Genomic DNA, 14,621 nt, shown 5'->3' with positions numbered 1-14,621 from the left:
AGTGGCGCGTGGAGTCCGATGGCTATGTGTCGGCCACGGAGCTTTACGGGCTTGATGGCTTGTCGAAAATGGAAGCGTTTCGCGCGCGGGAGGCCGAATGCGAGACCCAACGCCTCGCAGAGCGCGTGCGCGCACTGAAGCGCCGCGCGTGGCGCCGCGGTTACGAAGCTGGCCGGCGCGCCGCACTGCATGAGTTCGTTGCGCAGCCGGCAGCCGTATCGTTCGCGTCGCGTTGTCTGGAAGGACGGCTTGCCGACATGGTGTTGAACACGGTCGCCGGGATACTCGGCGAATTACCTGCTGACCTAGTATTGCCGAGCCGTCTGCGGCAATGCCTTCATGCGTCACGCGCGCAACAGGTGCTCTCGGTGCGCGTGTCGGCCGAAGACTACGAACAGACGCAACGCAGCGTGCGCAGGCTCGAACAGGAATTAAGCGCCCCAGTTTTCACGGTATTGGCCGATGCGTGCCTGCCGCGCCATTCGCTCGTCGTCGAAACCGAGCGCGGTGTGATCGATGGCAGCCTCACACCGCAACTGCATGCTCTGGAACATGGCATGAGAGATGCAATCAAGACGCTGCTCGATGAGTATCGCTACATCGATGACGAATCGGCAAAGCGGTTCCGCGTGGTCGAGAGCGGTTTGCGCGACCTCATCGCTGCGCTTGCGAAGCCGGCAAATCGGCAGGATGACGGGGAGCACGAATGAGTCCGTGGCGAGACATCGAGCGGATCACGCTCGAGCACGCGCGGCGGCAAAACGTTGCTGCGCTGTATTTCGGCGTGGCCTATCCGGTCAACGTCGGCAGGCAAACGTTTACGCTGCAATTCGAGCCGTGTCGTTCAAGCTATCCATTGCGGCTTCATGGACAAGCGGGAGGCGCGACGCTTACGCTCGATTGCGACGCACAGGCGCTTTTTCCCGAGCTGGCCCGGCAATCGCTGGCGCAGGCCGGAGCCCGCGCTCATGGGTTGATTACGCAAGCGTTTGAGGACTGGTTGAGCGCGCTCGAAGGCTTGTTCGGATTCACCATCGAAGTGAACGGCATTTCGTTCGATGTGGAACCGCGGCCCGGCGCATATGGCTTCGTCCTCACGCACGCGAGGAGCCACCGCGCAGCACACTTGTCGCTCGACAGCGAAGCAATCGATCAATGGCTGCAACGCCAACCTGTGCCCGTCGACAATATTGCCCGTCTATCGGGTCGGCTGCTGGTGCCCGTGGCCGTGTGCAAGGCCGGCCCCGCGCTGACGCTGCGACGCCTGCGCAGGATCAGACCCGGTGATGCGCTGCTTCTGAACCGATCCTCGCTGTATTTGCGCCTGCCGCTCTGCCGCGGGGCACGCCGAATTTCTCTCAAACCTTCAGGGGAGTACATGATGATAGACCGTCCGATGATCGACGAAGACACTGAATGCGCCGAAATGACAAGCGAACTGGTTCCGGCCAGCGCCCTCACGTTCTCCTTCGATGCGGTGATCGGCACACTCACGTTGACACTCGATGAATTGACCCGCTTGCGCCCGGGCTCGATCGTGTCATTGCAGTTGCCCGTGCGCAGAAGGTCCGTATTGCTGCTGTGCCAGGGCGTACCGTTCGCCCGTGGCGAGCTGATCGACGTCGATGACGCGCTGGGCGTACGCATCGTCGATCTCGCCCACATGGCTGAGACGCAAAGTCCATCATGAGAGATCAGATCGTCAATCTTCAGCTAGTGGTCCTGTTTTTCTTCCTTGGACTGCTGCCGCTGATCGTCACCATGACGACATCGTTCACCAAGATCAGCATCGTGTTGACGTTGCTGCGTTCCGCGGTTGGCGTGCAGCAGGCGCCGGGCAACATGGCGATCTCGGCGCTCGCGCTCGCCGCAACGCTGGTGGTGATGGCGCCGACACTGGAGAAGATCGGCGCAGATCCGACCATCAACGAGCGCATCGAGCGCGGTGAGGTACCCGGCGTAACGGACCTCTATCGGGGAGTAAGCGGCCCGCTCGGTGATTTCATGCTCCAACATTCAAGGCCCGCGGAGCGCGCGTTTATGGTGACGGCGGTAAAGCGCCTGAATCCTGCGGACGATGTACAGGAAACCGATTTTTCGATTCTGATTCCGGCGTTCATGATCAGCGAAATCTCGAGCGGCTTCGAAGCGGGCTTCCTGCTTTACATCGCTTTTCTCGTCATCGACCTCGTTGTGGCCAACGTCTTGATGGCGATGGGCATGGTGATGCTGTCGCCCACGACGGTCTCGACGCCGTTGAAGCTCTTCGTGCTCGTCTCCGTGTCTGGCATTTCGAAACTGATGCACGGCCTCATTGTCAGCTACGCAAAATGAACTGGAATCCTTCACTTCACTCGCTGTCGAGCGACGCGTTGTTGCTCGTGTTCTGGCTGTCGTTGCCCGCGCTCGTGGTCGCCACGGTGATCGGTCTGCTGACTGGTCTCGTGCAGTCCATCACGCAGATTCAGGATCAAGCCTTGCCGTACAGCGTGAAGATCATCGGCGTGGGACTTGTGCTGATGATCGCGATGCCATGGGGTGAGAACGAGGTCTTGCATTTTCTCGATCAGACGTTTTCATATATTGCAGCGGGACGTGCGCAATGACCACTGACTACATCGGATATATCGAGGGGTTAGCGTTTTGCAGCATCCGCCCGGTCGTCGCGCTATCGCTGATTCCATTTGCGGGCACGGAGTCGCTCGGACTGGCGTTACGGCTGCCGTTGACATTCATGCTCGCCGTGCTGCCGCATCGGGTGGGTTGGCCGAACGGTCCCGTCATTGCGATCGGGGTTGAGGTATTGATCGGCCTGACGCTCGGTCTTCTGCTGAGCGTGACCTTTCACGCGGCTGCGGCTGCCGGTGCGTTGATTGACCAGCAAGGCGGCTACATGATCGGCGCGTCCTACGATCCGAATTTCCGCGATGAAGCAGCACACTTCGAAAGGCTGTTCGTCTGGTTCGCGACGTTGACGTTTTTCACCGGAACGGGGTTGCGGGCCGTCTTCGGCTTCTTCATCGATGCATGGGCGCTGTGGCCGCCCGGTGCGCCACGTCCCGATTACATGCGAGTGATGCAGGAGCTGGCGGAGCAGAGACTGGCGCTGTCGATCGCCGAGGGCGTGAAACTGGCGATGCCGCTCATCAGCCTGACGTTCCTGATTGATATCTCGCTGGGATCGATGTCCCGCTACGCAAAGCGGCTCAATCCGTTCACGACCGCGCCCGCCGTCAAGGCGATCGCGTTGTCGTTCACGATCGTCTTCTGCGCGCCGATCCTACTGGAACGACTCAACGCCATTTTTCTGTCAGGCGCGATACTGCGATGAGTGACAAGACCGAAGCCCCGACTCCCCAACGGCTGCGACGCGCGCGCAAAGAAGGCGATATTGCGAAGAGTGCGCATATGACTGTTGCGGCGAGCGGTATTGTCTGGTGGCTCTTTCTGGTGACCGAAGGGGCGCACATGTTTCAGGTCTGTGCTCACGCGGTCGAGTCTGTGACCCAAATCGATCAAACGCTGCCATTCGATGAGCGCTACATGCAAGTGGCAAGCGCGCTCGCCGCGATGCTGCCGCTCGTGATCGCAACGCTCGGCGTCGGCATGATTGCGATCATCGTGCCCGAAGCGGCGCAGACCGGCGGTCTTGTTGCATTCAAGCGTGCGGCGCCAGACATTAAACGACTGAATCCGGTGTCGGGACTGAAGAACCTGTTCGGGCTGAAGACGTTGATCGAGACCGCGATCACGCTGGCGCAGTTTTCTATCCTGCTTTTCATCTTCCGGGATGCGTTCGTGATGTGGTGTGCGCAGCTGGTGCCGTCGTTCGCGCTTTCGTTCGGTGGGCGCCTAAGCGCCACGTGCCAGGCGCTTGCGCATTTGCTGGCCGTGATGAGTGCGTCGCAACTCGTGCCCGCAGCCGTTGATGTCGGACTGCAGCGTTTTCAGTGGCGGCGGCGTTTGAGAATGGACAAGAACGAAATCAAGCGTGAATACCGCGACGAAGAAGGCGATCCTATTGTCAAGGGGCGTCGCCGGGCCATGCATAGGGAGCTTAGCCAATAAGATGTTCGAGAAAGCCCGTTTGAACCATATCGATTTGCCGGGGCTGTTGACGCGTTACGCCGACCTTGGCGTTGGGGCAGGTTTGCTCTGCGTGCTGGTGCTGCTGATCCTGCCGGTTCCGCCATTCATCCTCGATCTGTTTATCTGCCTGAGCATCACGACCAGCTTCGTGATGCTCTCGGCAACGATCTATGCGGCGAAGCCGGCGCAGCTGTCGAGCTTTCCGTCGCTGCTGCTGGTGACGACTTTATTGAGGCTTGCCCTCGCGGTTGCGTCGACGAAAATGATTCTCCTCGACGCGCACGCCGGACAGATCATCAGCGCGTTCGGCGAAATGGTGGTGGGCGGCAATGTCGCGGTTGGGACCGTGGTGTTCGTCGTGCTGTCGGTGATCCAGTTCATTGTCGTGGCGAAAGGGGCTGACCGCGTCGCCGAGGTGTCGGCACGCTTTACGCTCGACGGCATTCCCGGACGCCAGATGAGCATCGACGCGGATCTGCGCAGCGGCCAGATTCCGCCGTCCGAAGCCGGTCGCTTGCGTGCCGAGCTGGAGCGCGAAACGTACTTCTATGGATCGCTCGATGGCGCGATGAAGTTCGTCAAAGGCGATAGCATCGCGGGGCTTCTCGTTGCACTTGTCAATATTATCGGCGGTCTTACCATCGGCATCGGGCAACGTGGCATGTCGTTCGACGACGCGCTGCACACCTATACCATCCTGACGGTAGGCGATGGTCTCGTGTCGCAGATTCCGTCGCTGATCGTCTCGATCTCGGCGGGTTTGCTGGTGACGCGCGTGTCTTCGAGCGGCGGCAGCACGAATCTGGGCCAGGATATCTTCCGGCAGTTGTCACTGCATCCAGCGGCGCTCACTATGGCGGGCATTGCCTGCCTTGCTCTCGCCGTCATTCCGGGTTTTCCTCACGTGCAGTTCGCCCTCGCGGCGCTCGCGCAGATCGGCCTGGCTGCTGTGACGAAGCGTCAGCGCGCGGCGCTGGACAGGTTGCAGCGCCCGCCGATGCCGGCGATGACCCGCGACGGTGGAACCTACGTGCAACGCATCCTCGACGATGTCGAGCTGGGCACGAGTTCGCCGCTTCGGGTGCGTCTTGGCGTCAAGGCGTGCGATGCGCTGCAGCCGGCCGATCTGAACCGCCGCTTCGCACTCATGCGCCGCGACCTGATGGTGCGGCTCGGTGTTCCGTTTCCTGGCGTCGGGCTGTTGCGCGATGCGCAACTCGACGAAGATCGGTATATCGTCGACATCGCCGACGTGTCGTTCTACAGCGGTACGCTGGTTGCCGGACACGTGCTGGTGAGCGGTGAGGCATCTCTGGTGACGATGGACGGCGTGCCCGGTTATCACCCACGGGCAGAAAAATCGGTGTGGGTGCCGGAGCAGGCGGCCGTCGTGATCGACGACGCACGCATCATCAAATCGAGCGTGGATGCAGCACTCTGCGATCACCTGACGGACGTGTGTGAACAGCATGCAGCCTCGTTCATCGGCACGCAGGAGACGCGCTTTCTTCTCGATCAGATCAGCGTCGAGTTCCGTGAACTCGTGAATCAGATTCAGCAGGCGATAACCACGGTGCAGCTTGCTTGCGTGCTGCGCAGTCTGCTGGAACAGCGAGTGCCGATCCGCAATCTGCGTGGCATTCTCGAGGCAATCCTTCGCGTGCCGGATGGGGGGCGCTCGCTCGACCGGATGGTACGCGAGGCGCGCATCTCGCTGGGGCAGCAGGTGGTGCGCCCGCTTGCCGATCTGAACAACTGGGTAGTCAATGCCGCCGTGCTGGAACCGGCGTGGGAAGCCGATCTCGAAGCGCAGATCGAAGTCGGCCCCGATGGCGAACCGCAGTGCGTACTCGACGCCGATCGACTGGAAATCCTGCAGCGCGCCTTTGCCGCACAACCGGATACGGTGCGGCTCGTGGTGACGACTGCTTTTCTGCGCCCTCATCTCGCGCGCATTCTGCGCACGCTCGGCATTCGCACCGATGTGCTAGCGACGGCGGAAATCCCGCTCGACACGTATCGCATCCACGTGATCGCGACGCTCGAACCGGGTTGATCCATGCAGCCAATCAACAGCGAGAGGAAAACGCTCGTGCCGCAACCGCCACTATTCTCGACGAAGCCCGTGCTCAATGCGAGGATCGTCGAAGCGCGAGGTGTCATCGTGCGTGTGGTCGGCGCCTCGTTGCGCGTCGGCGAAATGGTGCGCCTTATCCGGCCCGATACCAAAGAGGCGCAAATCGGCGAGGTCGTCGGCTTCACGCAGGACGGCGCACTCGTCGTTCCGCTCGACGGACTGATGGGCTTGTCGAATATCACCCACGTGCAGGGCTGCGGGCTCAACTGGCATGGCTTCGACGCGCTTTCGCTGCTCGGACGGACGGTCGACGGACTTGGCCGTCCGTTCGATGGCGGCGCCGCCCCGACGACGGCCAACGTGCGGCGCCCGGAGGACATGCTCGCGCCTGTCAATCCACTCGAGCGTCCGGTGATTTCGACGCCATTCGCGACCGGCGTACGAGCAATCGACGGCCTCTTGTCCTGCGGAGTCGGCCAGCGCGTCGGCATCTTCGCTCCGGCAGGCGGCGGCAAAAGCACCCTGATCGGCATGATCGCAAACGGGGCAAACGTCGATGCGATCGTCGTCGCGCTGATCGGCGAGCGTGGCCGCGAAGTGGCCGAGTTCATACACGATCATCTGGGTCCGCGGCGGGCGTCAGCGGTCGTGATCGCGTCGACCGCGGAGCGGCCGGCGGCAGAACGCATCAAGGCGGCAGAGCTGGCGTGCAGCGTCGCGAGTGAACTGCGCGCCGAGGGAAAGCGGGTTCTACTGCTGTTCGATTCGCTGACCCGCTATGCACGCGCGCTTCGTGAGGTGGGTCTGGCGGTAGGCGAGCCCCCAGTGCGCCGTGGATATCCGCCGCGCGTGTTCGCCGAACTGCCGAAACTGACCGAAGCGGCCGGGCTGACGCGGCGCGGCTCGGTTACTGCGTTCTTTACCGTGCTGGCCGAGGACGAAGAAATGACCGACCCTATCGCGGAAGAGGCGCGCTCGCTGCTCGACGGACATATCCAGCTCTCGGGACGATTGGGCGCAGCGGGACATTATCCGGCCATCGACGTGTTGAAGAGCAAGAGTCGCGTGATGACACGCGTGACATGTCAGGAACATCGCGACGATGCAAACCGCGTGCGTGGCTGGATGAGTCGATATCAAGAAGTCGAACTGTTGCTGCAGATAGGTGAATATCGGCGTGGCAACGATACCGAAAGCGATCTGGCGATCGATCGTCATAAACTGATCGAACGCTTTTTGCGTCAGCCGCATGATCAGTATTGCCATTGGGAAACCACGATTTCATCGTTGCACGCGCTTTGCCGTGAGACGCGCAAATGAAGAACCCGACGCAGGTGCGCGTATGGACCCTGCTCACACGCGTGCGGCAGCTAAGAGTCGAGCGTGCGCGCCGCTTGTCGAACGAGGCGCACCTTCGCCTTCAGCGCTGGGCAGCGGATACTGCGTCGCAAAGGAACGCCATCGCGGAGCACGAGGCAAGGCGCTGGGAAATTCTGGCCGCCTGTTCGAGCGGCGATAGCGGCGCGTGGCTATGGCGCATGGCATTGCAGCGGCACGACTCCGGTAAATTCGCTCTGGAATCGGCGCTTGCCGTTGCATGCCATGCCAACGAGAAAGCACAGCAACAGGCCGTGAGGGCGCTGCATGTTCTGCAAAAGGAGATGCGCGGGCTGGACTATGCGCGGGAGCGGGTGCGCCGTCTGCTCGCCGCGCAGCATGACGATAGCGATCCCGACGATTGATGACCCAACGCCGAATGGGACACCTCGCCAGTTCGTGTGAGGCTGCTGTAGTCAAAAGCGCGTGCAGCCGAAGTCGCCGTTTTGCGGCGACCTCGTCTGCTACGGTCAGACCTTGCTGAAGTCGGCCGCAGTCGGTGCAAGGCCCGTCTGCGGATCGATCCAGCCCGTGCCGGCGCTATTGGCAACGAGCGCATAGCCGTCCGGCGTCTGTTGGTCGAGCTGGCGGCCATTGTGGCTGCTTTGCACGGTCAGCGGATTGCCGTCAAGCTGGCTCAATCCATTCACCACGTAGGCCTTGTTGCCCTGCGTGATCGTCACCTGGTCGGCATAGCTGACGGAGCCCTGCGCCTGCGTCCCGACGGTGACCTTCGTCTGATCGGGAAGATCGAACGTCAGCGATCCTTTGAACGTACCCGATGTGCCATTGGTATCGATGTGCGGATCGCCCGAAATTTTTGTCGTACTGCCCGTCTGTTTGTTCGTCAGAACGAGAGATGAATCGCTCTTGTTCAGATCGATCGTGTAGTTGCCCAAATCGATACTCGCTTTGTTATTCTGAACCTGCGTATTGCTCCAGTTATTTTGTTGACCGCTGCAATTGCGTTTGTTGTCCTTGACCTGCGCATTGCCGCATTCGAACTTCTGGTTGCTGTAATGGCTGTTTGCGTTCTTTGCCCGGGTAGTGTTCCAGCTGCTATTGCGGCTGCCGCATTGATCCGACCTGTCGCTTTTGCCGCTGATCTGTTGAAATCTGACCGTCGACATTGACGTCGACGTGCCGTTCGGTGATCGCGAGCCCGGCTGCGCATAGCTCATGGCTGAGAAGTGCTGATTCGCTGCGCCATTTTCGCCGATGACGGTCGCTAACGACTTCGCGCCGGACGATTGCACTGTGCTCCGAGACGACGCGCCGTTCGCCGCGAATGAGGACTGCGACAGGCTGTACGAGTTGAAGCTGCTGCGATCGATTGTGGTCTGCATGAAAGAGTCCTTAAATGGTGGATTTGTCGATCCTGCTGGTTATGCGGATCCATCCGGAGAAGACACGGTCACCCCTGTTTTCCCGGAAGGAAAAGTCTAATAAAAATGACATCCGGCATGCACTACAGGCGTATCGCAGTACAGGCTATCAACGACGCCGCGATTCGACGAACGAATCAGTAAGAAGCTCGTGCCTTTTCGCCAGACAAAGCCCCTTCGCTTGAGTCGTCCTCTCCTCCATTCCCGTGTTCTGCTGGAATAATCACGGGCGCGCGCCCGGCCCCCGGCCTTCTCCCTCCTCTGCCTGATAGTCGATGGAAACCTTTGTCGTCCTGCTGGTGTTGTTCTCCGCGCTGCTTCACGCTACCTGGAACGCGTTTCTGCATCTGTCCGAGGACCGCGTCTGGCTGCTCGGCATGATGGCGATGCCGTATATCGCCGTCAGCGCGGTCGGCGTGCTCATGCTGCCCCTGCCGGCGCCGGCGGCGTGGCCGTATATTTTCGCGTCGGTGGTATTGGAGTTCGGCTATCTGCTCGCGCTGATCCGCGCATACAGAAGCGGCGACTTCGGCCAGATCTATCCGATTGCCCGCGGCGTTTCGCCCATGCTCGTATTCGTCGGCGCGCTGGTGTTCGCCGGCGAAGTCCTCAAGCCGCTGGCGGCGCTCGGCGTTGCGCTCGTGTCGATTGGCATCGTGTCGCTGGCGTTCCGGCGCCGCATGCGCTTTTCCGGCGAGAGCGTGCCGTTCGCGCTTTTGACCGGCCTGTTCATCTCCGCCTATTCAGTGGTCGACGGGATCGGCGCGCGCCTCGCAGGCAATGGCCTGAGCTACATCATGTGGGTCTATCTGATCTGGAACGTCCCGCAGTTTCTGCTCGCCTGGCATTGGTGCGGCGGCGCCAAAGGGCTCTTCATCGGCCGCCCCGTGGTGATCAAGGGCATCACGGCGGGCCTGCTCGCGCTCGGCGCGTATTGCCTGATCATCGAGGCCTATCGGTATCTGCCCATCGCAATGGTCTCGGCGCTGCGCGAACTCAGTTCGATCTTCGCGGTGTTGATCGGCTGGCTGTTCATGCGGGAGAAACTCACGCCGCGCCGCGTCGTTGCGTGCGCCCTCGTGACGCTGGGTGCTGTGCTGATCCGGATATAGCGCGACCCGGCGGTGTGACGAGCAAGCGAATACCCCGACGTGCCCAGGCGGCTTGACGACGCCATGCCGACCTGGCTCACGCAAACTGCGGCAACGTTGCATCGATCGCATCAGCCAGCGTGTCGAACGCCGGCCCGATCTGCTCGTCCGGCACGCACGCATAGCCGATCAGCAAGCCCGACGGCGCCCGCGACGGCTGCGCGTAATATCCCGACAACGGCCGCACGATGATATTGCGCTCGAGCGCGGCGGCCGCCACCCGACGGTCATCGCTGCCCTCGGGCAACTGCATCACCAGATGCAGGCCGGCGTCGCCGCCGACCGCGGGCAGCGCATCGCCGTAACGCTGGGAAGCCGCGTCGAGCAAAGTCTGCCGACGCTGCCCGTAAAGCGTGCGCATTTTGCGGATATGCGACGTGAAGTGCCCTTCGGCAATGAACTCGGCGAGCATCGCCTGTTGCAGCAGTTGTCCTTCGCGATACAACTCGGCGCTCGCCATGGCGAAGCTCTCCGCCAGCGCTTCGGGCACGACCAGATAGCCGATGCGCAGCCCCGGAAACAACGTCTTGCCGAAGCTGCCCACGTAAATCACCTGGCCCGACGTATCGAGCCCTTGCAGCGACGCCAGCGGCCGACTGCCGTAGCGGAATTCGCTGTCGTAGTCGTCCTCGATGATCCAGCATTGGTGCTGGCGCGCGTATTCGAGCAACATGCGGCGCCGCGCGAGGCTCATCACCATGCCGAGCGGATACTGATGCGACGGTGTGACGAGCATCAGCTTGGGCGGCTGTGCGAGATCGTCGGGCGAAGGATCGATGCCTTCGGCGTCGACGGCGATGGGCCGCGATTGCAGGCCGGACACGTGCAGCACGCTGCGTACGCCCCAATAACACGGATCTTCGGTCCAGATCAGGTCGCCCGGATCGGATAGCAGGCGCACGGCGAGATCGACCGACTGGTGAATCCCGGTGGTGACGATGATCTGCTCGGGCGTGCAGCGCACCGAGCGCGAGGTGCGCAGATAATCGGCGAGCGCGTGACGCAGCGCGGCGAGTCCGCCGCCCGGCGCGTAGGTGAGCAGATCCGGGCGCAGGCGCCGCCAATACTTGTTGTGCAGGCGGCTCCACACGCGCGCCGGAAAGCGGGTGACGTCGGGCACGCCCGGCATGAACGCACCCCATTGACGCTTGGACACGCCCGCACCGGCGATGAGCCGCGCGCCGCGAGTCGAAAGCGCGCGCGTCGCAGGCTGCACCGACGGCGATGCCAGGTGGGCTGCGCCCGCCTTGGACGTGCGCGCCGCATGGGCCGCGTCCGCATCCGGCGCGCCGACGATCTCGTCCGGCGCACTGTCGGCGACGAACGTGCCGCGCCCGGTCGCCGAGCTGACGTAGCCTTCCAGCACCAGTTGCTCGTACACCTGCGTGACGGTATTGCGCCCGATTCCCAGCTCCTGCGCGAGCAGGCGCGACGACGGCACCTTGCTGCCCGCGGGCAATTCGCGCGACAGAATCGCCTGCTGCAGCAGCCGATGCAGCTGGCGATAGATCGGCTGCCCATTGCCCCGGTCGAGGCGCTGCGCCAGCCAGTCGGACAACACGCTCGCGCGCATGATTGGCTCCTACATTTTTACAAAAATGGCTCTGAGATTAAGAGCCAAACCTCATTATAGTCACTGCAGTGCCGCGCCGTGTGCGCGACGTCCGTCCAAAACCAGGAGCGAAGGGATGTCGATGAAAAATGCCGAACTGAAGAGCCGCAAGGACGCCGCCACACCGCGCGGCGTCGGGGTGATGTGCGATTTCTACGCGGAGCGCGCCGAGAACGCGGAGCTTTGGGACATCGAGGGCCGCCGTTTCATCGACTTCGCCGCGGGCATCGCGGTCTGCAATACCGGCCACCGCCATCCGAAAATCGTGGCCGCGATTCGCGACCAGCTCGATCACTTCACCCACACCGCGTATCAGATCGTGCCGTACGCGTCGTACGTCGAGTTGGCCGAGAAAATCAACCAGCGCGCCCCGGGCGACTATCCGAAGAAGACGGCATTCTTCACCACCGGCGCTGAAGCCGTCGAAAACGCGATCAAGATCGCCCGCGCCGCCACCGGCCGTCCGGGCGTGATCGCGTTCACCGGCGCGTTCCACGGCCGCACGCTGATGGGCATGGCGCTCACCGGCAAGGTGGCGCCCTACAAGAGCGGCTTCGGACCGTTCCCCTCGGACGTGTTCCATGCGCCGTTCCCGAATCCGCTGCACGGCGTGAGCACGGCCGATTCGCTCAAGGCGATCGAACTGCTGTTCAAGGCCGACATCGATCCGAAGCGCGTGGCCGCGATCATCTTCGAACCGGTGCAAGGCGAAGGCGGCTTCTATCCGGCGCCGGCCGAATTCGTGCGCGCGTTGCGCAAGCTGTGCAACGAGCACGGCATCCTGCTGATCGCCGACGAAGTGCAGACGGGTTTCGCGCGCACCGGCAAGCTGTTCGCCATGCATCATTACGACGTGGTGCCCGACCTGATGACGATGGCCAAGAGTCTCGCGGGCGGCATGCCGCTCTCGGGCGTGGTCGGCCGCGCCGACGTGATGGACGCCGCCGCGCCCGGCGGCCTCGGCGGCACTTACGCCGGCAATCCGCTGGCGCTCGCCGCCGCGCATGCGGTGCTCGACATCATCGACGAAGAAGGGCTTTGCGAGCGCGCCGCCGTGCTGGGCGAGCGCGTCAAGGCGAAGCTGGGCGCGCTGCAATCCGCGGTGCCGCAGATCGCGGACGTGCGCGGACCCGGCGCGATGGTGGCAGTCGAGTTCTGCAAACCGGGCGGCACCCAGCCGGACGCGGATTTCACGAAGCGCGTGCAGGCGCGCGCCCTCGAACGCGGCTTGCTGCTGCTCGTGTGCGGCGTCTATTCGAACGTGGTGCGTTTCCTGTTCCCGTTGACGATTCAGGACACGGTGTTCGACGAAGCAATGGCCATTCTCGAAGACGTGTTGAAGGAAAGCGTCGCGGTATCGGTTTAAGGCCTTCCCTTCCCTTTCCTTCGCGCCAACCGGCGCGCCGCAGGCCTGAACGCGTGCGGCGCGCGCATGACCCGTTTCGACGAACCGACGGCAAACCCAGATGACCTTAGCGAACCTGAAAGACCCCAGCCTTCTGCAAACGCGCGCGTACATCGCGGGCGAATGGCAAGGCGCCGATCACGGCGCGACGTTCGATGTCACCAATCCCGCCACCGGCGCAACCGTCACAAGCGTGCCGCTGATGGGCACAGCGGAAACCCGTCGCGCCATCGACGCCGCCAATCGCGCGTGGCCCGCCTGGCGAGCCCAAACCGCCAAGCAACGCGCGACGATCCTGCGCAAATGGCACGACCTGATGCTGGAGAACGCCGACGACCTCGCGCTGATCCTGACCACCGAACAAGGCAAGCCGCTCGCCGAAGCCAAAGGCGAGATCCAGTACGCGGCGTCGTTCCTGGAGTGGTTCGCGGAAGAGGGTAAGCGCGTCAACGGCGACACCATTCCCACGCCGGCCAGCGACAAGCGCATCGTCGTGGTGAAGGAGCCGATTGGCGTCTGCGCGGCGATCACGCCGTGGAACTTCCCCGCCGCGATGATCACCCGCAAGGTCGGCCCGGCGCTGGCGGCGGGCTGTCCGATCATCGTCAAACCGGCCGAGGCGACGCCGCTTTCCGCGCTTGCGCTCGCCGTGCTGGCCGAACGCGCGGGCGTGCCGCGCGGCGTGTTCAACGTCGTGACCGGCGAGCCGAAAGCGATTGGCGCGGAACTGACCGGCAATCAGGTCGTGCGCAAGCTGTCGTTCACCGGCTCGACGGCGGTCGGCCGTCTGCTGATGGCGCAGTGCGCGCCGACGGTCAAGAAGGTGTCGCTGGAACTGGGCGGCAACGCGCCGTTCATCGTGTTCGACGACGCGGATCTGGACGCCGCCGTGGCCGGCGCAATCGCATCGAAGTACCGCAACAGCGGGCAGACCTGCGTATGCACGAACCGCTTCTATGTGCACGACAAAGTCTACGACGCGTTCGCCGAAAAGCTGCGCGTCGCCGTCGAGCAGTTGAAAGTGGGCCTCGGCACCGAGGACGGCGTCACGCAAGGTCCGCTGATCAACGAGGCGGCCGTGCTGAAGGTCGAATCGCATATTCAAGACGCGCTCGCGCAGGGCGCGCGGATCGTCACCGGAGGCGCGCGTCATGCGCTCGGCCACGGCTTTTTCGAGCCGACCGTACTCGCCGGCGTCACGCCGGCCATGAAGGTTTCGCGCGACGAAACCTTCGGACCGCTCGCGGCGCTTTTGCGCTTCTCGTCGGACGACGAAGTGATCCGCCTCGCCAACGACACCGAGTTCGGCCTCGCGTCGTACTTCTACAGCCGCGACATCGGCCGCGTGTGGCGCGTTGCCGAAGCGCTCGAATACGGCATGGTCGGCATCAACACCGGACTCATCTCGAACGAAGTCGCGCCGTTCGGCGGCGTCAAGCAATCGGGACTGGGCCGCGAAGGCTCGCACTACGGAATCGACGATTACGTGGTGATCAAGTACCTGTGCATGGGCGGCATCTAGCCG

General features: G+C 62.8%; 14 protein-coding genes. 12 read left to right on the top strand and 2 right to left on the bottom strand.

The features are described 5' to 3' along the window. Positions 1–8 precede the first annotated feature (8 nt). The 9 genes from ABQJ48_RS18795 to ABQJ48_RS18755 are packed head-to-tail and all read left to right on the top strand — an operon-like array spanning position 9 to position 7,908. A complete protein-coding gene (locus ABQJ48_RS18795; RefSeq protein WP_367839506.1) occupies positions 9–710 on the top strand; it encodes a flagellar biosynthesis protein in 702 nt (233 codons plus the stop codon). Beyond that, a complete protein-coding gene (locus tag ABQJ48_RS18790; RefSeq protein WP_367839505.1) occupies positions 707–1,690 on the top strand; it encodes a FliM/FliN family flagellar motor switch protein in 984 nt (327 codons plus the stop codon). Before ABQJ48_RS18795 ends, ABQJ48_RS18790 begins: the two co-directional genes overlap by 4 nt. Then, complete coding sequence (locus ABQJ48_RS18785; protein ID WP_367839504.1) at positions 1,687–2,334, top strand: EscR/YscR/HrcR family type III secretion system export apparatus protein; 648 nt, start codon at positions 1,687–1,689, stop codon at positions 2,332–2,334. The genes ABQJ48_RS18790 and ABQJ48_RS18785 overlap by 4 nt, the downstream gene beginning before the upstream one ends. Then, entirely contained in the window at positions 2,331–2,606 is a 276-nt protein-coding gene (gene sctS, locus ABQJ48_RS18780) for a type III secretion system export apparatus subunit SctS (RefSeq protein WP_367839503.1), read from the top strand. Before ABQJ48_RS18785 ends, sctS begins: the two co-directional genes overlap by 4 nt. Continuing rightward, on the top strand, positions 2,603–3,331 hold the full coding sequence (locus ABQJ48_RS18775; RefSeq protein WP_367839502.1) for an EscT/YscT/HrcT family type III secretion system export apparatus protein: 729 nt from the start codon (positions 2,603–2,605) through the stop codon (positions 3,329–3,331). The genes sctS and ABQJ48_RS18775 overlap by 4 nt, the downstream gene beginning before the upstream one ends. Then, positions 3,328–4,068, top strand: coding sequence for an EscU/YscU/HrcU family type III secretion system export apparatus switch protein (locus ABQJ48_RS18770; protein WP_367839501.1), 741 nt, complete (start codon positions 3,328–3,330; stop codon positions 4,066–4,068). Before ABQJ48_RS18775 ends, ABQJ48_RS18770 begins: the two co-directional genes overlap by 4 nt. A gap of 1 nt (position 4,069) precedes the next feature. Further along, the gene (locus ABQJ48_RS18765; RefSeq protein WP_367839500.1) at positions 4,070–6,145 is read left to right on the top strand and encodes a flagellar biosynthesis protein FlhA; all 2,076 of its coding nucleotides are present in this window, start codon (positions 4,070–4,072) and stop codon (positions 6,143–6,145) included. Positions 6,146–6,148: 3 nt separating this feature from the next. Continuing rightward, positions 6,149–7,486, top strand: a complete 1,338-nt coding sequence (locus tag ABQJ48_RS18760) for a FliI/YscN family ATPase (RefSeq protein WP_367839499.1) — start codon at positions 6,149–6,151, stop codon at positions 7,484–7,486. Beyond that, positions 7,483–7,908, top strand: a complete 426-nt coding sequence (locus tag ABQJ48_RS18755) for a hypothetical protein (protein WP_367839498.1) — start codon at positions 7,483–7,485, stop codon at positions 7,906–7,908. Before ABQJ48_RS18760 ends, ABQJ48_RS18755 begins: the two co-directional genes overlap by 4 nt. 105 nt (positions 7,909–8,013) lie before the next feature. Here the strand turns inward: ABQJ48_RS18755 and ABQJ48_RS18750 are convergent, their stop codons facing one another. Next, on the bottom strand, positions 8,014–8,889 hold the full coding sequence (locus ABQJ48_RS18750; protein WP_367839497.1) for a DUF1521 domain-containing protein: 876 nt from the start codon (positions 8,887–8,889) through the stop codon (positions 8,014–8,016). A gap of 314 nt (positions 8,890–9,203) precedes the next feature. Here ABQJ48_RS18750 and ABQJ48_RS18745 point away from each other — a divergent pair, with 314 nt between their 5' ends. Beyond that, on the top strand, positions 9,204–10,040 hold the full coding sequence (locus tag ABQJ48_RS18745; RefSeq protein WP_367839496.1) for an EamA family transporter: 837 nt from the start codon (positions 9,204–9,206) through the stop codon (positions 10,038–10,040). Between the two features lie 76 nt (positions 10,041–10,116). Here ABQJ48_RS18745 and pdxR read toward each other — a convergent pair whose 3' ends face one another. After that, complete coding sequence (gene pdxR, locus ABQJ48_RS18740) at positions 10,117–11,652, bottom strand: MocR-like pyridoxine biosynthesis transcription factor PdxR (protein WP_367839495.1); 1,536 nt, start codon at positions 11,650–11,652, stop codon at positions 10,117–10,119. A 121-nt stretch (positions 11,653–11,773) separates the two neighbouring features. On the opposite strand from pdxR, the gene ABQJ48_RS18735 reads away from it, so the two are divergent. Together ABQJ48_RS18735 and ABQJ48_RS18730 are read left to right on the top strand one after the other, a co-directional pair. Then, complete coding sequence (locus ABQJ48_RS18735; RefSeq protein ID WP_367839616.1) at positions 11,774–13,057, top strand: 4-aminobutyrate--2-oxoglutarate transaminase; 1,284 nt, start codon at positions 11,774–11,776, stop codon at positions 13,055–13,057. 100 nt (positions 13,058–13,157) lie between these two features. After that, positions 13,158–14,618: an NAD-dependent succinate-semialdehyde dehydrogenase gene (locus ABQJ48_RS18730; protein ID WP_367839494.1), complete on the top strand. Its 1,461-nt coding sequence runs from the start codon at positions 13,158–13,160 to the stop codon at positions 14,616–14,618. The last annotated feature ends 3 nt before the right edge of the window (positions 14,619–14,621 follow it).

The sequence above is a fragment of the Paraburkholderia suaedae genome, from assembly GCF_040812055.1.
Classification (GTDB): Bacteria; Pseudomonadota; Gammaproteobacteria; order Burkholderiales; family Burkholderiaceae; genus Paraburkholderia.
Note: the sequence above shows the minus strand (reverse complement) of the source record. Positions and strands in the feature narration are given on the sequence as shown.

Bases quoted from the DNA above. Each gene is read 5' to 3' on its own strand.
- ABQJ48_RS18790 (WP_367839505.1), top strand. From the start codon at position 707: ATGAGTCCGTGGCGAGACATCGAGCGGATCACGCTCGAGCACGCGCGG.
- ABQJ48_RS18785 (WP_367839504.1), top strand. From the start codon at position 1,687: ATGAGAGATCAGATCGTCAATCTTCAGCTAGTGGTCCTGTTTTTCTTC.
- sctS (WP_367839503.1), top strand. From the start codon at position 2,331: ATGAACTGGAATCCTTCACTTCACTCGCTGTCGAGCGACGCGTTGTTG.
- ABQJ48_RS18775 (WP_367839502.1), top strand. From the start codon at position 2,603: ATGACCACTGACTACATCGGATATATCGAGGGGTTAGCGTTTTGCAGC.
- ABQJ48_RS18770 (WP_367839501.1), top strand. From the start codon at position 3,328: ATGAGTGACAAGACCGAAGCCCCGACTCCCCAACGGCTGCGACGCGCG.
- ABQJ48_RS18765 (WP_367839500.1), top strand. From the start codon at position 4,070: ATGTTCGAGAAAGCCCGTTTGAACCATATCGATTTGCCGGGGCTGTTG.
- ABQJ48_RS18760 (WP_367839499.1), top strand. From the start codon at position 6,149: ATGCAGCCAATCAACAGCGAGAGGAAAACGCTCGTGCCGCAACCGCCA.
- ABQJ48_RS18755 (WP_367839498.1), top strand. From the start codon at position 7,483: ATGAAGAACCCGACGCAGGTGCGCGTATGGACCCTGCTCACACGCGTG.
- ABQJ48_RS18750 (WP_367839497.1), bottom strand. From the start codon at position 8,889: ATGCAGACCACAATCGATCGCAGCAGCTTCAACTCGTACAGCCTGTCG.
- ABQJ48_RS18745 (WP_367839496.1), top strand. From the start codon at position 9,204: ATGGAAACCTTTGTCGTCCTGCTGGTGTTGTTCTCCGCGCTGCTTCAC.
- pdxR (WP_367839495.1), bottom strand. From the start codon at position 11,652: ATGCGCGCGAGCGTGTTGTCCGACTGGCTGGCGCAGCGCCTCGACCGG.
- ABQJ48_RS18735 (WP_367839616.1), top strand. From the start codon at position 11,774: ATGAAAAATGCCGAACTGAAGAGCCGCAAGGACGCCGCCACACCGCGC.
- ABQJ48_RS18730 (WP_367839494.1), top strand. From the start codon at position 13,158: ATGACCTTAGCGAACCTGAAAGACCCCAGCCTTCTGCAAACGCGCGCG.